We start from the raw sequence: 18,028 nt of genomic DNA on the forward strand, positions 1-18,028 counted from the left end.
ACTGATTATTTTATCGGAAGATAGGCAGAAACCGAAGACTGGCCAAAATAAAACATACAGACAATAAAAAACCCAAGTCATAATGCTTGGGTTTTTTATAAAGATGTTGCCATCTTGAATATGGCGTCCCTACGGGGATTCGAACCCCGGTTGCCGCCGTGAAAGGGCGATGTCCTAGGCCTCTAGACGATAGGGACAAATGAGGCAAATACACAGGCAAAGCAAGACTTGGTTTGGTGGAGTCAAGGAGGATCGAACTCCTGACCTCTACAATGCCATTGTAGCGCTCTACCAACTGAGCTATGACCCCAGTCTGTGTGAGCGCTATATTAGGGATATAACGCTCAGCCGTCAACAAAAAAATGAATTAAGCTTGATTGACTGCTTCATTTTTCGGCAACTTTAGGCTTTCATTCAGTTTTTCCCAAGTTTTTAGCTCTTTTTTGCTTGGGCCACCGACAATTTCCAGCGCATGACGTAAGCGGGCGAAGGTCAGGTCAGGGCCAATGGTGACCATGGTTTGCATCACTGGGGTAGAGGCAGTAGAACCGGCAATTGCAATAAAGAAGGCCGGCATGAAATCACGCAGCTTGATTTCCATTTGAGTAGCCAAGTCCATCAAGGTTTGGCTTACCGTATCATTATTCCAGGTAAATAGGCTTTCCAGACGCCAGATTGCAAATTGCAGGCTTTGGCGAACCTGTTCTTCGGACAGCTTCTTGCTTTCAAACTGCGCTTTACTGAGTGTCGGGAAATGGTTGAAATAATGCGCTGACCAGTTGACAGCTTCAGACATTAAATTAATGCGTGGCTGAATCGCAGCAGCGATTTCTTCCAGTTTGGCACGGTCTGCTTTCCAGGCCAGTAAGGTATCTAAGAGTTCAGCAGGAGACAGGGCTTTAATCCACTGACCATTGAGCCAGTTTAGTTTCTCAACATCAAAGATTGGGCCACCCAGAGAGACCCGTTGAATGTCAAAATGTTCGATCATTTCAGCCAAAGTGAACTTTTCACGCTCATCCGGCATCGACCAACCCATCCGGCCCAGATAGTTCAACAAGGCTTCCGGCAAGACCCCAATATCCTTGTAATAATTAATTGAGGTTGGATTTTTACGCTTGGACAGTTTGGACTTGTCCGGATTACGTAACAACGGCATATGGCACAGGATAGGCATCTCCCAGCCAAAGTACTGGTATAGCAGCTGGTGTTTGGGTGCCGATGGAATCCATTCTTCACCACGGATCACGTGGGTGATTTGCATCAAATGATCATCGACTACGTTCGCCAGATGGTAAGTTGGCAGGCCGTCAGTTTTTAGCAGGATTTGCATGTCGACTTGCGCCCATGGAATTTCCACTTCACCGCGCAGCATGTCATTAAAGGTGCAGATACCTTCAGTCGGTACTTTCATGCGGATAACATGCGGCTCACCCGCCGCCAGACGGCGCTCCACTTCTACTGGCGAAAGCAGCAGGCCGCGGCCATCATAACGTGGGGTCTCACCGCGTGCTTGCTGCTCAGCACGCATCTGGTCAAGTTCTTCACTGGTGGCGAAACAATAGAAAGCACGGCCTTTTTCGACCAGTTCCAGCGCATATTGCTTATAGATGTCCATGCGTTCAGACTGACGATAAGGTGCATGCGGACCACCTACATCTGGACCTTCTGACCAGTTCAGGCCTAACCAGCGCAAGGAATCCAGAATCATCTTTTCAGATTCAGGGGTTGAGCGCAGCTGGTCTGTATCTTCAATCCGTAAAATAAACTCACCGCCATGTTGCTTGGCAAAGCACAGGTTAAACAGGGCGATATAAGCAGTACCTACATGAGGAAAACCAGTAGGAGAAGGGGCAATACGCGTACGAACAGTCATAGTCGAATAAGGTCTGGAATATGAATTTGCCTCTATTATAACGAAAAAGCCATCTACTGAATGCTTTATTCAAACATTGCATGAGATGGCTGAAAAATCGCAGGGAATGGTCAGATTAAGACTGGCCTACAGGCATTTAAGAATGGTTGGGGGAAAAAATGCTTTGTACAAAACGGGTAAAACGCTGGTTTTGTGCGGCAAAGAAATTTTGTGATGGGGTGATTTTTAGGGCCGTCTGCACTTTCAGATTATCTTCCGTATACAGGGTCTTATCTGTCTTGTGCTGTTGTAGCGCTTTTTCAATCGGAGAGTTTTTGACTTCGAGTTGGTTAATCAAAGTTTTAGGTGCAGTGTTTTTTATGACCACCGCATGACCGAACTGTGTAGTCAACAGCATGATTAGGCTCAGGATGCTGGTTGTCAATAGACTGGTTTTCATTTACAAACCTCCCCTTGGCTATGATTGGACTTATTTTGCTTAAAATGTTTTTTTAATACTAAGTCTACAATTTAATATAGAGAATTAAAACTGTATCACATTTTTTACAAAAAAGTCTAAATAATGGTATAAAACTTTACCAAAAACGGCATTTCCCCCTCTTGAGGGCGTATTTTTAGCAAATAACTATGAAGAGAACGTGAAGAACTGTCTTTTATTGTAGCAAGAGATTCACTTTTAACCGAATTTGTATCTGTGTTTAAGACCTGAAAAACCTTTTAAAACCCTTTTTATTTGATTGATGTTATTATAAGTGTTTGGTTTTAAATAAAATTATTTTTTACAGAATACTTGAGCGTAACCGCTACTTCTTTATTTAAAGTAAAGCTCTTAGCTCTCAACTTTTGTAAAAAATGGATAATTGTAAAGGGTCAAAATCTCAACCAGAATTTTTAAATACTTTTTATAAGCTCCTCCAGAAATTAATCTGTTTAATGGTGCCTTATTGACTAGCTGTACTTAAAGCCACCCTGATCTACGGTCTGAGCCTGCTCGAAGCTCAAATTGGAAGGTTGATTATCCATTTTTCTCATATAGAAAGAATAAAATACTATATATTAGCGGAAGTCGGGTATCTTCAATTTTTTATTGAATAAAAACAATACATTGTACTTATATTGTTTTTATTCCATCAAGTTTTTCAGGGAGATGCTGAATTGCGATAAATCACTTTGTTCCATATAGTTCTCTCCATGATAAATGAACTTCCATACGGCTATGAAAACTGAATTGAAATCGTTGTTTCGTGCAGCATTACTGGCAACCGGTCTGGCGATGACTGCAACTGTGACCCAAGCCGCAGATCGTCAGTTCCTGAATGTGTCTTATGATGCGACACGTGAATTTTATGATGAGTTCAATAAGTCTTTCGGTGCTTACTGGAAAAAACGCACCGGTGTGGATGTCAACTTTAAACAGTCACATGGCGGTTCTGGCAAGCAGGCACGTTCTGTTGTCGATGGTCTGAAAGGCGACGTTGTGACACTGGCGCTGGCAAATGATATTGAAGAAATTGTGCGTTCTGGACAGATTCAGCCAGGGTGGCAAAAAGAATTTCCGCATAACTCTGCGCCTTACACCTCGACCATTGTATTTATGGTGCGTAAAGGCAACCCGAAAGGCATTAAGGACTGGACCGACCTGACTAAACCGGGTGTGGAAATCATTACGCCAAACCCGAAAACTGGTGGTCTGCCACGTTGGGTCTATCTGTCTGCTTGGGGTTATGCTGAAAAACAGCCAGGCGGTAGCAAAGCCAAAGCGCAAGACTTTGTAGCTAAACTCTATAAAAATGTCAAAGTGATGGATTCGGCAGCACGTGCATCGATGACCACCTTCGCTGAGCGTGGCATTGGTGATGTGTTATTGACCTGGGAAAATGAAGCCTTGGTTACCCAAAAAACTTTGGGCAAGGACAAATTTGACATTATCTATCCATCTTTAACCATTCTTACAGAGCCTTCAGTCGCGATTGTAGACCGTACAGTGGAAAAAAATGGTAATAAATGGCTGGCGACAGGCTATATCAATTATCTGTATTCACCACTGGGGCAAGAGATGGCAGCCAAGCATTTCTACCGTCCACATAATAAAAAAGTACTGGCCAAGTATTCTGCACAATTCCCTAAAATCAACACCTTTACTATTGATGAGGTGTTTGGTGGCTGGAGCACAGCACAGAAAACCCACTTTGCCAATGGGGCGATCTTTGACCAGATTTACAATAGCAAACGTTAATCATCGTTTGGTTATTTAAGTTGTCCACAAAAAAGCCTCTTTAAAGAGGCTTTTTTGTTATTTTAGCCGGCTAAACATGCTGGAAAGAAAATAAAAATGGTTTTCTGCATGAAAAGTAATATTTATCTACAAAAAGTCATTTGGAGCTTTATACAAACAGAGTGATAATGTGCAGTTAAATTTTTCGCCTTAATTATTGAGTTGTTATGTCGCATATTTCTGTACTACTTCACGAAACGATTGATGCCTTGCTGGCTGGTCGCAATACAGGAGTTTATGTGGATGGAACCTTTGGGCGTGGTGGACATACGCGTTTATTATTGTCGAAATTAGATGAACATGCGCGTGTTTATGCTTTTGATAAAGATCCGCAGGCTCTTGCCGTGGCAGCTGAGCTGGAACAGCAAGATCCGCGTTTTAAAATTATTCATGCCAGCTTTGCCGATTTAAAAGAGGCACTGGCTGAACAGGGCATAGACAGTGTGGATGGGGTTATGGCTGACCTGGGAGTGTCTTCACCTCAACTGGATCAAGCCGAGCGGGGCTTTAGTTTTATGAAAGACGGTCCCCTGGACATGCGAATGGATAATTCACAGGGACCTACTGCGGCAGAATGGCTGATCGAGATTGAAGAAGAGGCTTTGGCTAATATTATTTTCCAGTATGGCGAAGAGCGTTATAGTCGCCGTATTGCCAAAGCCATTAAAAAGGCCGGCTATATTGCAACCACAGGCGAGCTGGCAGAAATTGTTAAGGTGGCGCATCCCAAATGGGAAAAAAATAAGCATGCTGCCACCCGCACTTTTCAAGCAATTCGTATTGCTATTAATAAAGAATTGGAAGATATTGAAATCTTCTTGCCTCAGGCAGTCGATATTTTAAAACCGGAAGGCCGTCTGGCGGTGATCAGCTTCCATTCGCTCGAAGACCGGTTGATTAAACAGTTTATTCAAAAAGAATCGACACTCGCAGAAGACTCGGGATGGGGCATGCCGCAACAACAGAAGGATACGCGACGTTTAAAAAAAGTGGCTCGTGTAAAGGCAAGTGAGGAGGAAGTGAAGGCCAATCCTCGGTCACGCAGTGCATGGCTGCGGGTTGCAGAACGTTTAGCTTAATAGGCACATCATGAAAACTGAAGTGGTTGGTAAAAAAACAGATAAGTTGTGGCTGAAAAAAGCCGTTACTTATATCGTGCTGGTACTGATGATCTTTGTCAGTGCAGTATTTGTGGTATTTCAAGTGTTTGAATATCGTCAGGACAACCGGAAACTGAGTACCTATCTGCGTGAACGTGATGATCTGAATGCAGAATGGGGACGTTTGCTGATTGAACAGCAAACTTTTGGAGCGACTGCGCAGATTGGTACGCGCGCGGTTACCCAGTTAAGGATGTACTCGCCACCGGTGTCACAAAGCGTTGTGATTTCCTTACCACAGACTTCAGATGAGAAAAAATAAGGCTAGTGCTTCAACATGGTAGACAAGAGAAAAAAGCAACCGGTACGTAAAAGGCAGTCAGTCACTGATAAAAATACCTCAAATATTTATATCAACCGTTTCTATCTGATGTGGGCAGTGGTGCTGCTGTGTTTTATCGTTTTGATCGGGCGCGCCTTTTATGTGCAAATTATCAATAAAGATTTTCTGCAAAATAAAGCCAATGCCAATATTTTAAGAACCAATACCATCAAAGCCATGCGTGGCGTGATTTATGACCGCAATGGCGTGCCACTGGCCATCAGTACACCCATCATGAAAATCGTGATTGACCCGCGGGACTATTTTGAAAATAAACAGCTCTATGAAGAGACCATGCTGGCCTTAGAAAAAGAGCCGAATAGCCGCAAATTGAAACGTCAGCTGCCGGATAAAAACCTGAATCTGGATGAGCTGGCAGATGCTGTCGGGATGGATCGGGCCGAATTGCGCAAGAAAATGGACGAGCGTCAGCGTTCGCGTTATCTGGTGCTAAAAAAAGAAGTACCGCCCCAGCAGGCGGAGCTGATCATGAAGCGTAATTTTCAGGGTGTATATACTGAGAAAAACTATAAGCGTTATTATCCGCAGCCACAGCCGAACTCACAGATTATCGGTTTGACCAACAGTGAAGGTACCGGTATTGAAGGTCTGGAAATGCAGCTGAATACCCGCCTGGCGGGTAAGGATGGCGAACAGCAGATTATTCGTGATAAAAAAGGGAACCGTGTCAAGGAGCCGGAAGTCATCAAGGAAGTTGAACCGGGAGAAAATATTACCCTGAGTATCGACTCACGCCTGCAATACATCATGTATCGTGAACTGACCGCAGCAGGGGTGGCCAATAATGCCCGTTCGGCGACTGCGATTGCAGTGGATGTTAAAACCGGGGAAATTCTGGCGCTCTCTTCCTGGCCATCGTATAACCCGAATGATAAAAATAGTTTGCAGAATAAAGATGCGATGCGTAACCGCGGTGCGATTGACTCTTTTGAGCCTGGTTCAACTATGAAACCGCTGACTGTGGCGATGGCTTTGGAAAGCGGTAAATACACCGCCAATTCAGTGGTCAATACCAGCCCTGGCAGTATGCGTGTCGGCAACCATACTATCCGGGATACCCATAACTATGGGCCATTAACCTTGGGCGGCATTATCCGGAAGTCTTCTAACGTTGGGGTTGCCAAACTAGCCTTGTCTTTGCCGTATGAAACACTGCCAACCTTCTATAAACGTCTGGGTTTTGGCCAGCGCTCTGCGGTGAAATTCCCGGGTGAAAGTGCCGGCTTGATTCTGCCGCCAAGCAAATGGAACGTCTCTGAAGTGGCCACCATGTCGTATGGTTATGGCCTGAATGCCACGGTCCTCCAGTTAGCCGATGCTTATGCAATGCTGGCCAATAAGGGCGTTAAAATGCCACTGAGCCTGTTCAAGCTTGAGGAGCAGCCCCAAGGTGAACAGCTGCTTGATCCAAAGATTGCGGATCAAGTTCTATTAATGATGGAAACAGCCACTTTACCAGGCGGTACTGCCACCCGTGCGGTGGTGCCGGGTTATCGTGTCGCTGGTAAAACGGGTACCGCACACAAGCTACGTGCCGACCGTAAAGGCTATTCGCAGAGTGAATACCGTGCTTTATTTGCCGGTGTTGCCCCGGTGAGTGATCCACGCATTGCCATGGTGGTGGTGGTGGAAAACCCGCAAGGCACCTACTATGGCGGTACAGTATCGGCGCCGGTTTTTGCGCGTGTGATGCAGGAATCCTTGCGCTTACTCAATGTCCCTTTGGACAAACCTTTAGAATCTCCCAAAGTCCAGTAAATAGGTGATTAATGTCTATTACATTCCAAGATATCTACACCGGGCCTGAAGCCGCCGATTGGATGTTACAGTCCTTTAACGGGTTTGAGCTGGATAGCCGTAAAGTTCAACGGGGACAAATTTTTATTGCACTGACCAGCTTGTCCCAGCCAGAAAAAACGGCACAATTTGCTCACCAAGCCTTGGAACAGGGAGCACTGGCCGTTATTTCAGAAACTGATCTGGGATTGTCACCTGCACTGGTCGTGCCAGAGGTACGCCATCTGATGGGACAGTGGCAAAAGCAGTATTTACAGGCGGCTCAGCCAGTTAAACCAGTACGGATTCTGGCGGTAACCGGAACCAATGGCAAGACGACGATTTCCCGTCTGGTGGCAGAGCTGCTGATGCTACAAAGCAAGCCTTGTGCAGTGATGGGTACAACCGGAAACGGGATTCTGCCAAATCTGGAAGCCTCCTCGCATACCACGCTGGATGCCTTACAGTTGCAACATGCCTTGCATGGCTATGCAAAACAGGGCGCAGAATTTGCTTCGATTGAAGCCAGTTCGCATGGTCTGGAACAAGGTCGCTTGAATGGTTGTGAGATTGAAATCGCGGCATATAGCAATTTGAGCCGGGATCATCTGGACTATCATGGGACTTTGCAGGCATATGCCGAAGCCAAGTCTGCGCTCTTCAAGTTTGCCGGTCTGAAAGTTGCGATTATCAATCTGGATGATGACTTTGCCGATGTGATGCTGAATGCTGCAAAAAATAATCCAAGCCAGCCTAAAATATTAACTTATTCATTGTCTCAGCCAGCAGACTATCAGGTTCAGGATATCCGCTACAGTATTTCCGGAGCTGCATTCAAACTGCTGACTGCACAAGGCAGTTTTAGCATTCGTAGCCCGTTGCTGGGACACTTTAATATTGAAAATCTGATGGCCAGCCTGATTATGGCAGAGCAGGCCGGTTTTGCACTGGCCGACTTAATCGCGACAGTGCCTGAACTGCAAGGTGCACCAGGACGTATGCAGGTGATTCGTGATGGTGAACGCCTGTTTGTCGTGGATTATGCACATACTCCAGATGCCCTGACTCAGGTGCTGGTTACACTGAAGCGCCATGCGTCGAAAAGGTTATGGGCAGCTTTTGGCTGTGGGGGAGACCGCGACCGTGGTAAACGTCCGCTGATGACTCAGGCTGCGCTGGAGGGTGCCGATATCGCCGTATTGACCTCGGATAATCCGCGTAGCGAAGATCCGGCACAGATTTTTGCCGACATGAAACAAGGCATTGATTTTTCAGGCAAGACCTATCATGAAATTCAGGACCGCCGGGAAGCCATCAAATACACCGTGAAGCATGCACAAGCAGGTGACATTGTGGTGATTGCCGGAAAAGGCCATGAAAACTATCAGGAAATTGATGGAGTTCGTCACTGGTTTGATGATGTGGTCGAAGTTCAGGCAGCAATTGATGCCCGGCATCATACGACAGATTCAGCATTTCCCGCGCATTAGGATTTTACATGCATACCTCAACCACAACGACTGCGGCGCTAGAGCCGTGGAGTATAGAACAATTACAGCAGGCCACCCAAGGCTATTGGCTGAATGATAAAAAGCCTGACGATCAGATCGAGCGAATTTTAACCGATTCACGTCATGCAGAAACTGGCGATGCGTTTTTGGCACTCAAGGGTGAGCGTTTTGATGCGCACGATTTTGTGGCACAGGTCGCTGACCAGGGCTGTCAGCTGGCGATCGTTAGCTCTCCGGTAGATGCCGATATTTGTCAACTGGTGGTAGAAGATACCCGCCTGGCACTTGGACATCTGGGTGCGTACCGCCGTCAGCAGCATTCACAGCTTAAAGTGATTGCCTTGACGGGGAGTAGTGGGAAAACCACCACCAAGGAAATGCTGGGCAGTATTCTTTCACGTCTGGCACCTACCTTGGTGACCCGAGGCAACCTGAACAATGATTTGGGTGTACCGATGATGCTGCTGGAACTGCGTGCCGAGCACCAGTATGCTGTGATGGAGCTGGGTGCCAGTCATCGCGGGGAAATTGATTACACCGCCAATCTGGTGCAGCCCCATGTGGCCGGAATTATCAATATCGGTACGGCTCACCTGGGTGAGTTTGGCGGGCGCGATGGCATTTGCCAGGCCAAGTCGGAAATTTATGCGCATATTTCTGAAACTTCGATTGTGCCGGCAGCTGATGATTATGCAGAGACAATTCGTCAGGCCGTGAGTACCGGGCAGGTCTTGAGTTTCGGTGCGGGTGGCGAGGTCTATGCCAGCGAAATCGAGTTACAGTCCCAGTCGGCTCGTTTTGTCCTGAATACGCCACAAGGTACAAAAGCGGTTAATCTGCCATTTGCAGGTGAGCATAATATCGAAAATGCTACAGCTGCCGCTGCCTTTGCGCTAGCAATCGGGATCAGCCTGGAGGATATTGTGGCAGGTCTGGAACAGGCTGTGGGAGCTAAAGGTCGTCTGAATTTTATTCAGCACAAAGATTTTTTATTTATTGATGATACCTATAATGCCAATCCGACCTCTATGCGCGCCGCTGCAGAAGTGCTGGCGCAGCAACCGGGCATCCGGGTCATGGTGACGGGGGATATCGGTGAGCTGGGTTCAGCGGCAGCAATGGAACATTATAAACTGGGCCGTGATCTGGTGTCTGTGAAAGGCTTGAACTTTGTTGTGGCAGTGGGTGAGTTTGCACCTGCGGCACAGGAAGGGGCACGTAGTACGCAATATGGTAAAAAAATGCAGGCTTTTTTAAATCAGGAGCAGGCATTGCCATTTTTAATTCATTTGATTGAAACACATCAACCTCAGCCGATGTCTTTCCTGTTTAAGGGGTCACGTTATACCCATATGGAAACCCTGATGGCTGCATTGATGGAGAAACTCTAAATGCTGTTATGGCTATTTGAACAATTGGCGGGCATTGACAGCTCGTTTCAGGTGGTACGTTATTTAACTTTACGTGCCTTGTTAAGTGTCCTGACGGCATTAATGATTGGTCTGGTTCTGGGTCCTATCATGATCCGCAAGCTGCAAGCCCTGAAATATGGTCAGGCGGTCAGCTCGTTCGCACCGGAAAACCATGCCAAGAAAATGGGCACTCCGACCATGGGCGGGATATTGATCCTGTTATCGATCGGGATTTCCACCTTGCTCTGGGCGGACCTTTCCAACCCGTATGTGTGGATTGTCCTGGCGGTGATGGTGATTTTCGGTGCAGTTGGCTGGGCCGATGACTGGATTAAAATTCGTTATAAAGATAATGCCGGTTTGCCTGCCCGCAAGAAATTTTTCTGGACGTCAGTCGGTTCACTTGGAGCCGGGATTGCACTGTATGTAATCGCGCAGCAGCAGACCAATCCGGTGCATACTGCGAATATGCTGGATTTGCTGATTCCCTTCTTTAAAGATTTGAGTATTCCTTTATCGCTGATTCCATTGGGGATTGGCTTTATTATTTTCACCTATTTTGTGATTAATGGAGCCTCGAACGCTGTTAACCTCACCGATGGACTGGATGGTCTGGCGATTATGCCAGTGGTTCTGGTGGCAGCCGGTCTGGGGGTGTTTGCCTATCTGGCGGGAGATGTGCGTTTTGCCAACTATTTGCATATTCCCTACGTAAAATATTCATCTGAGCTGGTGATCATCTGCGCTGCCATGATTGGTGCCGGTCTGGCTTTCCTGTGGTATAACGCCCACCCGGCGCAAGTATTCATGGGTGATGTCGGTGCTTTATCCTTAGGTGCGATGCTGGGTACGATCGCCGTAATGGTGCGTCAGGAAATTGTATTTGCCATTATGGCCGGTGTATTTGTCGTCGAAGCCATTTCAGTTTTTCTGCAAATCGGTTCATTAAGAATGCGTAATAAACGTGTCTTCCTGATGGCACCGCTACATCACCATTATGAGAAAAAAGGCTGGCGTGAAACTCAGGTGGTAATTCGTTTCTGGATTATTACAATTATGCTGGTAGTTTTGGGCTTAATGACCTTAAAATTGCGTTAAGTAATGCATTGGAAAAAGTCGGCGGATGCCGGCTTTTTTGTTTTGGAGAAAATGATGAATCTACTCATGTGCCCAGTCTGTCGTGAGCAGCTTAGCTTAAATGCGCGTAGCTGGCGCTGTGAGAATCAGCATAGTTATGATGTGGCCAAGCAGGGTTATGTGAATCTGCATGTGGTACAGCATAAACACAGTAAAAATCCGGGCGATACACCGGAATCGGTGCAGGCACGCCGGGCTTTTTTAAGTGCAGGTCATTACGCCCCCTTACAGCAGGCGGTCATCAGGAAAATCCGTGAGTTGCGGATTGAAAACCTGCTGGATATCGGCTGTGGTGAAGGCTATTACACCGATGCGATGCAGGCCGAAGTTATGCAATGTGTCGGTGTCGATATTGCCAAGAATGCCATTCAGGTGGCCGCCAAGCTAAATAAAGAAGTGACCTGGGTGGTGGGGACCGGAGCAACCTTGCCGGTACTGGATGAGTCGATTGATTTGTGTACCAGCTTATTCAGCCCGATTCCACAACAGGAGATTCTGCGGGTTCTGAAACCGAAGTCATATTTGATGGTGGTGACCCCAGCACCACAGCACTTATATGCTCTGCGTGAAGCCTTATTTGAAGAGGTAAAACCGCATGAACCACAAAAGTTTGTCGAGCAGCTCAAAGATGGCTTTGATCTGCTCAGTGAACAGCTAGTAGAAGCCTCTATGACGCTGTCACAGGCTGATCTTAAACATCTGATTGCCATGACCCCCTATGCCTATAAGGCCAAAGCGGAACGCCGTCAGGCACTGGAGCAGCAGGAGCAGTTTGAGTTGCAAGCTCACTATCAGATTTATCTGTTTCAAAAGAAATCACTTTAAAAAGTCACGCAATAAAAAGCCCTCATTGGAGGGCTTTTTTTGATGAGGGTTGTAAAATTTACTGTACTTGTTGGATCAGGTTATCGAGCGCATCAGCACGTTTGGGTTGTAAGGGCTGTTCCTGTGATGTCGGTGGAGTCACAGGTGCTGGCGCCGACTCTTCGGCTGGAAGAGTAATTTTCTCTCCCGGCAGATCGTCAAAATCACTCTCTGCACGCTTCGGTACCACCATTGGGGCAGGGCGGTACAATGGAGTTGCCAGTGGCGGAGATGAAGGATCCCGTTGTTCGGCCTCTGGCACTTCCTTAGAGCGGTTTAGAGGGGCTTTGGCATTTCGGTCCAGGCGTACCCAAGCCTCTGGCTCGCCTTTTAAAGCATTGCCCATGAAGTCAGTCCAGATTGGCAGGGCAGCGACTCCTCCATATTCACGACGACCTAAAGTAGTCGGCTGGTCAAAGCCCACCCAGGTTACTGTAACCAGTTTGCCATTGAAACCTGCGAACCAGGCATCTTTGGCATCATTGGTGGTTCCAGTTTTCCCGCCAATATCACCACGCCCAATTCTTAGGGCAGCGCGTCCGGTACCATGCTGAATGACATCACGCAGAATATTGGCCATGTCATAGGCCGAGCTGGATTTTAAAATACGCTGTGCCTGACGATAGTTGCTGGCTTCAGCTGAAATCTGTGGTGCTACGGTTTTCTTTTCCAGTGCTGCATTATTCAGCTCAATAGCTTCATCATCAGGCGTGATCACTTCAGCCGAAGCAGGAGCGTCTGCCTTGGTATTAAGACATGAAATGCAGGCATATTCAGGCTTGGCCATAAAAATGGTATTGCCATGCGCATCTTCAATACGGGTAATAAAATGCGGCTGAATGCGATAACCGCCATTGGCAAAAGTTGCATAGCCTGTGGCCATCTGGATAGGTAAAACCTGTGGTGTACCGAGTGCAATAGTATAGTTACGCGGAATCTGGCTATCTTGCAGACCAAAATCCATAAACAGCTGCCGGGTGCGTTCAATACCGACTGACTGTAGCAGGCGTACCGAAACGGTATTACGGGATAGATAAAGTGCACGGCGTAATGGGATCATACCTAGGTAACGGCCATCGGAGTTACGTGGACTCCATTTGCCAATAGTGATTGGCGCATCATTCACCATGGTATGGGGGGTCATGCCACGTTCTAAAGCCAGTGCATAAACGAAGGGCTTAATGATCGAACCAGGTTGCCGCCAGCCTTGAATGGCCCGGTTAAATTTGGACTGATAAAAATTATAGCCGCCTACCACCGCTTCAATCGCGCCATTATTGGGGTTGATTGCAATCAGCTGACCCTGTGCTTGCGGAATTTGCACCAGTGACCAAGAGCTTTTATCCTGATTAGGTCTTAAACGGACAATATCTTTAACTTGAACAACTTGTGATGCTCGGTTCGGTGCAGCCCCCACGCTGTTGACGTTACGATAGGGACGCGCCCAAGACATGCCTGACCAAGGAACAGTCACAGTCGTACCATCCTGCATCAGGGCTTCAAAGCTATTCTTATGCACCTGAGTGACCTGAGCAGGAAAAGTATTGGCATAGGCACGGAAATTGCTCAGTGGCTGATCATGGGCTTCTGCCCCACGCCAGCCATGACGGCGATCATACGCCTCCAAACCATTTTGCACAGCTTGTTCGGCATAGGCCTGCCGTTGGCTGTGAATAGTGGTATAGACTTTATAGCCAGAATCTACAGCCTGCTCACCCAGATTTCTGACCAGTTCTGCCCGGACCATTTCGCCCACATAGGGAAATTTGTTACGGGTACTGCGATCCGGCATATCCAGGTTAACTGGCTCGGCAATAGCCTCTTGGTATTGCGTCTGGTTGAGATAACCCAATTGCAGCATACGTCCCAAAATCCAGTTGCGGCGCTCTAAAGCACGTTTGGGATTGGCGACCGGGTTATAACGGGAAGGTGCTTTGGGCAAGCCTGCAATCATTGCCATTTGGGCAGTCGAAAGCTCTTCCAGACTTTTGTTATAGTAAATTTTGGCAGCTGCCGCGATACCATAAGCATTTTTACCCAAGAAAATTTTATTGACATATAACGTCAAAATTTCTTCTTTTTTCAGGTTCTGTTCAATTTTTCGTGCCAGAAAAATTTCAGTCAGCTTACGCTTTAAAGTACGTTCGGGGCTTAAATAATAATTCTTTGCAACCTGCATGGTGATGGTGGAGCCGCCCGTCTGTACATCGGAACCCGTTACACTTTCACTGAGTGCCCGTCCCAGGCCTTTAAAACTGATGCCGCTATGTTCAAAAAAGCTGGAATCTTCGGCCGCCAGAAAGGCATGAATAAACTCAGGTGGAATTTGTTCATATTTCACGGGAACCGAAAGTTTGCCGCCATACTCGGCAATTAGCTCATTATCCGCACTAAAAACTTGCAGGGGCTTTAATAGGGGGGCCTTTTGCAGTGTGGACATTTCAGGCAAAGATGGGGCAATATAGAGATACATGCCATAGAAACCCATCGGAACTGAGATCGCTATAATAATAATGATCAAAAAAAATGGATGAACAAGGCCTGAACAAGATAGCTTTTTCATAACAAGTAAGTTTTAATAAGAGCTAATGGCAAACTAATGAGCGATCAGTATATCCTTTAGATATGCATATTGTTAGATGAGTTATTGTATCTATATAAAATTATAGGCGTACTCAGTTGGTAAGCTGTATTTTTATTGGGGATAAAAAAATAATAGGAAAATGATGGTGCGCAGATTATATCGTAAGCCAAATAAGGGGTTAATGGGGGTTGATATTAGTTCGACTTCTGTAAAGTTGTTAGAGTTATCTGTAAAAAGTGGCCGTTATTGGGTAGAAAGCTATGCACTGGTTCCTTTACCAGAAAGCAGTGTGGTTGAAAAAAATATTTTAAATCCAGAAGCGGTGGGAGATGCTCTGGCACGTGCGATTAATCTAGCCAATCTCCAATCTAATCAAGCCGCTTTTGCCATTCCAACTTCAATGGTGATTACCAAAACTATTGAAATGGACGCTGATATGTCTGATGAGGAACGGGAAATTCAGATTCGTGAAGACGCTGAACAATATATTCCCTTCCCTTTGGATGAAGCCAGTCTGGATTTTGAAGTCCTGCCGGATCGCCTCGCGAACCCAAACCGGGTCAATGTGCTCTTGGTTGCGACCCGAATCGAGAATGTTGAAACACGTTCTGAAGTGCTGCAAATCGCTGGAGTAACTCCCAAGATTGCCGATGTCGAAAGCTTTGCGCTGGAGAATGCCTTTAAGGTATTTTCAGACACCTTGCCGATGGGGGTCAATACGGTCGGTATTCTGGATATCGGACATAGCATGACCACCCTATCTGTTATGCAAAACAATAAAATCATTTATACCCGTGAACAGGTGTTCGGTGGCAAACAGCTGACTCAGGAAATCCAGAATCGTTACGGATTGTCTTTTGAGGAAGCCGGGCGTGCCAAAAAAAACCGTGCCTTGCCGGATGATTATGATGTCGAAGTATTGGAGCCGTTTCTGGATGCCGTGGTGCAACAGGCTGCGCGTTCCTTGCAGTTCTTCTTTTCATCTTCACAATTTAATGAAATTGATCATATTTTATTGGCAGGGGGGAATGCCAATATTCCGGGGCTGGCGAAATTGTTACAGCAGAAACTGGGCTACCGGGTCACCATCGCAAATCCATTTTTACAAATGGGCTTTGCTCCTCAAATCGATATTAAAAAAATTGAAAATGATGCGTCCTCACTCATGATTGCATGCGGTTTGGCATTGAGGAGTTTTGATTAATGGCAAGAATTAACCTACTTCCTTGGCGTGATGAGCTAAGAGTTAAAAGAAATAATGAATTTGTGGCAATTTGTGTGGGGGCACTTTTTCTGGGGTTAGCAGCAGCAGGATCGACCTGGTTTTACTATGACCATAAGCTGCAGGATCAGGAGCAGGCCAATCAGCTAATTGTCAGTACGAACCAAAATCTGGATGTGCAGCTGAAGGCTCTGGAGGGCTTGCAAGAACAGCGTAATGCCATTGTGGAACGCATGAAGCTGATTCAGGGCTTACAGACCCAGCGCCCAATTGCGGTGCATCTGATTGATGAGATTGTACGGGTCACTCCAAGCAATATGTACATTACCAAATTTCAGCGTAGTGGCGATAAATTTACCATTGAAGGTAAAGCTGAAAGCCCAAATACGGTTGCAGAATTATTACGTAATCTGGAAGCTTCCTCCTGGTACCGGAATGCGTTTATGAATGCGTTTCTGGTGGCAGAAGCCTCAAAAGAAAAAGCGCCTAGTTCGGTTATTCCACGTGTGGAAGAATCCTATGGAAGTTTTACGGTAACGGTTGATCTGGATCAGATTAATCAGCCTGTTCTGACCGAAGAACAACAGCCAGTTAGTCCTGCAGCGGGAGCATCATCATGAGTAATCAAGAATTTGATGAGTTCAGCCAAGAGACAGTGGCTGTTCCTAGAAAAAAAATGACGGTTGAAAAGTTCTTTCAGCAGTTTAATACCCTGGACCCGAATAATTACGGTAGCTGGCCTTTATCGGTCAAGATTAGCTGCTGGATTTTTATTATCGTCCTGATTTTTATGCTGGTGTATTTTATTGTGATTCGCAGCACCATTGAATCGATTTCGCAGGCCAATGCACAGGAACAGAACCTGCTCAATGAGTTCCGTGAAAAAGAGTCTAAATTGCGTAATTTGCAGCAGTATCAGATTCAGTTACAGGAAATGGAAGCACGTTTTAACCAGCAGTTAGAACAGTTGCCTAAAGAAACTGAAATTCCGGGGCTGGTCGAAGATATTAACCTGAGTGGAGTGAACTCTGGTTTAAAATTCAAAAATATTCGTCTGGAGCCTGAAGTTAAGCAAGAGTTCTTTATTGAACAGCCCATCGCTATTGAGGCCACTGGGGACTATCACGCATTTGGTTCTTTTGTCAGCAGCATTGCCGGTCTATCCCGGATTGTAACGCTGCATGATTTCACTATCAGCGGTACTGAAAGCCAGGAAAAGAAATCTGAAATTCCTGTGATTGACTATATCGTTAAAGCCAAGACTTATCGTTATGTTGGGAGTAGTGATGATGCCTCATCCCCAACGAATAACGCCAGTACCACGGGGGCTCAATAATGAATATCATTAAAATGACATCGGCCTTGACCCTTGGTTTTTTACTGGCAGGCTGTGAATCCAGAATTGATCTGGTCAATCAGGAAATGGCCAATATTCGTAATCAGCCGCCTTTACCGATTGAGCCTGCGCCAGACTTTATGCCTGTAGAAACGTTTAATTATGCAGCCCATTCACTGAAAAGCCCTTTTTTACCAAGCTCACTGGCAGCTGAACTAAAAATTATGGCCGGTAAGCGGGTTTATCCAAATTTATCACGTCAATTACAGCCATTGGAAAGTTATCCGCTGGAAACCTTGAGCATGAAAGGGACGATGAGAAATCAGGCAGGACAGATTCTGGCTCTGATGCAAACTCCGGATGGTGAAATTGAGCGGATACAGCGGGGCAGTTATATGGGGCTGAATCATGGCCGGGTGGTTAATATTACACCCACCCAGATTGACTTGATTGAGATTATTCCAGATGGCCGTGAGGGGTATGTGGAACGACCACGAAGTCTGGTTCTGATCGGACCAGCGCCATAAGTTTT

15 protein-coding genes and 2 tRNA genes are annotated in these 18,028 nt (G+C 46.3%); 12 read left to right on the forward strand and 5 right to left on the reverse strand.

Annotated features, from left to right (window positions below; translation table 11 throughout):
* Window positions 1-121 precede the first annotated feature (121 nt).
* From NI461_RS00485 to NI461_RS00500, 4 genes are all read right to left on the reverse strand, one after another.
* Window positions 122-197, reverse strand: a tRNA-Glu gene (locus NI461_RS00485).
* A 37-nt stretch (window positions 198-234) separates the two neighbouring features.
* Window positions 235-310, reverse strand: a tRNA-Ala gene (locus NI461_RS00490).
* A gap of 57 nt (window positions 311-367) precedes the next feature.
* Entirely contained in the window at window positions 368-1,876 is a 1,509-nt protein-coding gene (gene gltX, locus NI461_RS00495; protein ID WP_174660352.1) for a glutamate--tRNA ligase, read from the reverse strand.
* A gap of 136 nt (window positions 1,877-2,012) precedes the next feature.
* Window positions 2,013-2,315, reverse strand: coding sequence for a hypothetical protein (locus NI461_RS00500; RefSeq protein ID WP_174660351.1), 303 nt, complete (start codon window positions 2,313-2,315; stop codon window positions 2,013-2,015).
* 777 nt (window positions 2,316-3,092) lie between these two features.
* Between NI461_RS00500 and NI461_RS00505 the strand changes: the two genes are divergently transcribed.
* The 8 genes from NI461_RS00505 to NI461_RS00540 all read left to right on the forward strand — a co-directional run bounded on the left by NI461_RS00505 (window position 3,093) and on the right by NI461_RS00540 (window position 12,315).
* Entirely contained in the window at window positions 3,093-4,112 is a 1,020-nt protein-coding gene (locus NI461_RS00505) for a sulfate ABC transporter substrate-binding protein (protein ID WP_151205330.1), read from the forward strand.
* Window positions 4,113-4,318: 206 nt separating this feature from the next.
* A complete protein-coding gene (gene rsmH / locus NI461_RS00510) occupies window positions 4,319-5,230 on the forward strand; it encodes a 16S rRNA (cytosine(1402)-N(4))-methyltransferase RsmH (RefSeq protein WP_151206665.1) in 912 nt (303 codons plus the stop codon).
* A 10-nt stretch (window positions 5,231-5,240) separates the two neighbouring features.
* A complete protein-coding gene (ftsL, locus tag NI461_RS00515; RefSeq protein WP_151205328.1) occupies window positions 5,241-5,573 on the forward strand; it encodes a cell division protein FtsL in 333 nt (110 codons plus the stop codon).
* Window positions 5,574-5,588: 15 nt separating this feature from the next.
* The gene (gene ftsI, locus NI461_RS00520) at window positions 5,589-7,412 is read left to right on the forward strand and encodes a penicillin-binding protein PBP3 (protein ID WP_253150315.1); all 1,824 of its coding nucleotides are present in this window, start codon (window positions 5,589-5,591) and stop codon (window positions 7,410-7,412) included.
* A gap of 11 nt (window positions 7,413-7,423) precedes the next feature.
* The gene (locus tag NI461_RS00525; RefSeq protein WP_253156087.1) at window positions 7,424-8,920 is read left to right on the forward strand and encodes a UDP-N-acetylmuramoyl-L-alanyl-D-glutamate--2,6-diaminopimelate ligase; all 1,497 of its coding nucleotides are present in this window, start codon (window positions 7,424-7,426) and stop codon (window positions 8,918-8,920) included.
* A gap of 8 nt (window positions 8,921-8,928) precedes the next feature.
* Window positions 8,929-10,332, forward strand: a complete 1,404-nt coding sequence (gene murF / locus NI461_RS00530; RefSeq protein ID WP_253156089.1) for a UDP-N-acetylmuramoyl-tripeptide--D-alanyl-D-alanine ligase — start codon at window positions 8,929-8,931, stop codon at window positions 10,330-10,332.
* Window positions 10,333-11,451 carry a phospho-N-acetylmuramoyl-pentapeptide-transferase gene (gene mraY, locus NI461_RS00535; RefSeq protein WP_151205534.1) on the forward strand — a complete coding sequence of 373 codons (1,119 nt, stop codon included), beginning with the start codon at window positions 10,333-10,335 and terminating at the stop codon, window positions 11,449-11,451. It begins immediately after the preceding gene.
* Window positions 11,452-11,505: 54 nt separating this feature from the next.
* Window positions 11,506-12,315, forward strand: a complete 810-nt coding sequence (locus NI461_RS00540) for a putative RNA methyltransferase (RefSeq protein ID WP_253156091.1) — start codon at window positions 11,506-11,508, stop codon at window positions 12,313-12,315.
* Between the two features lie 58 nt (window positions 12,316-12,373).
* On the opposite strand, the gene ponA is transcribed toward NI461_RS00540, so the two are convergent.
* Entirely contained in the window at window positions 12,374-14,917 is a 2,544-nt protein-coding gene (gene ponA / locus NI461_RS00545) for a penicillin-binding protein PBP1a (RefSeq protein ID WP_253156093.1), read from the reverse strand.
* 166 nt (window positions 14,918-15,083) lie between these two features.
* Between ponA and NI461_RS00550 the strand changes: the two genes are divergently transcribed.
* Genes NI461_RS00550 through NI461_RS00565 form a run of 4 tightly spaced genes read left to right on the forward strand, consistent with a single transcriptional unit; the run spans window position 15,084 to window position 18,023 of the window.
* Window positions 15,084-16,142: a pilus assembly protein PilM gene (locus tag NI461_RS00550; RefSeq protein ID WP_151205179.1), complete on the forward strand. Its 1,059-nt coding sequence runs from the start codon at window positions 15,084-15,086 to the stop codon at window positions 16,140-16,142.
* Window positions 16,142-16,780 carry a PilN domain-containing protein gene (locus NI461_RS00555; protein WP_151205180.1) on the forward strand — a complete coding sequence of 213 codons (639 nt, stop codon included), beginning with the start codon at window positions 16,142-16,144 and terminating at the stop codon, window positions 16,778-16,780. The genes NI461_RS00550 and NI461_RS00555 overlap by 1 nt, the downstream gene beginning before the upstream one ends.
* Complete coding sequence (locus NI461_RS00560; RefSeq protein WP_253150327.1) at window positions 16,777-17,496, forward strand: type 4a pilus biogenesis protein PilO; 720 nt, start codon at window positions 16,777-16,779, stop codon at window positions 17,494-17,496. The genes NI461_RS00555 and NI461_RS00560 overlap by 4 nt, the downstream gene beginning before the upstream one ends.
* Window positions 17,496-18,023: a pilus assembly protein PilP gene (locus tag NI461_RS00565; protein ID WP_151205182.1), complete on the forward strand. Its 528-nt coding sequence runs from the start codon at window positions 17,496-17,498 to the stop codon at window positions 18,021-18,023. Before NI461_RS00560 ends, NI461_RS00565 begins: the two co-directional genes overlap by 1 nt.
* The last annotated feature ends 5 nt before the right edge of the window (window positions 18,024-18,028 follow it).

This window comes from Acinetobacter sp. S4400-12 (genome assembly GCF_024129495.1).
In the GTDB taxonomy this organism is placed as follows: Bacteria; Pseudomonadota; Gammaproteobacteria; order Pseudomonadales; family Moraxellaceae; genus Acinetobacter; species Acinetobacter lwoffii_C.

Bases quoted from the DNA above. Each gene is read 5' to 3' on its own strand.
- ponA (WP_253156093.1), bottom strand. From the start codon at position 14,917: ATGAAAAAGCTATCTTGTTCAGGCCTTGTTCATCCATTTTTTTTGATC.
- NI461_RS00525 (WP_253156087.1), top strand. From the start codon at position 7,424: ATGTCTATTACATTCCAAGATATCTACACCGGGCCTGAAGCCGCCGAT.
- NI461_RS00560 (WP_253150327.1), top strand. From the start codon at position 16,777: ATGAGTAATCAAGAATTTGATGAGTTCAGCCAAGAGACAGTGGCTGTT.
- mraY (WP_151205534.1), top strand. From the start codon at position 10,333: ATGCTGTTATGGCTATTTGAACAATTGGCGGGCATTGACAGCTCGTTT.
- murF (WP_253156089.1), top strand. From the start codon at position 8,929: ATGCATACCTCAACCACAACGACTGCGGCGCTAGAGCCGTGGAGTATA.
- ftsI (WP_253150315.1), top strand. From the start codon at position 5,589: ATGGTAGACAAGAGAAAAAAGCAACCGGTACGTAAAAGGCAGTCAGTC.
- gltX (WP_174660352.1), bottom strand. From the start codon at position 1,876: ATGACTGTTCGTACGCGTATTGCCCCTTCTCCTACTGGTTTTCCTCAT.
- rsmH (WP_151206665.1), top strand. From the start codon at position 4,319: ATGTCGCATATTTCTGTACTACTTCACGAAACGATTGATGCCTTGCTG.
- ftsL (WP_151205328.1), top strand. From the start codon at position 5,241: ATGAAAACTGAAGTGGTTGGTAAAAAAACAGATAAGTTGTGGCTGAAA.
- NI461_RS00500 (WP_174660351.1), bottom strand. From the start codon at position 2,315: ATGAAAACCAGTCTATTGACAACCAGCATCCTGAGCCTAATCATGCTG.
- NI461_RS00555 (WP_151205180.1), top strand. From the start codon at position 16,142: ATGGCAAGAATTAACCTACTTCCTTGGCGTGATGAGCTAAGAGTTAAA.
- NI461_RS00540 (WP_253156091.1), top strand. From the start codon at position 11,506: ATGAATCTACTCATGTGCCCAGTCTGTCGTGAGCAGCTTAGCTTAAAT.
- NI461_RS00565 (WP_151205182.1), top strand. From the start codon at position 17,496: ATGAATATCATTAAAATGACATCGGCCTTGACCCTTGGTTTTTTACTG.
- NI461_RS00505 (WP_151205330.1), top strand. From the start codon at position 3,093: ATGAAAACTGAATTGAAATCGTTGTTTCGTGCAGCATTACTGGCAACC.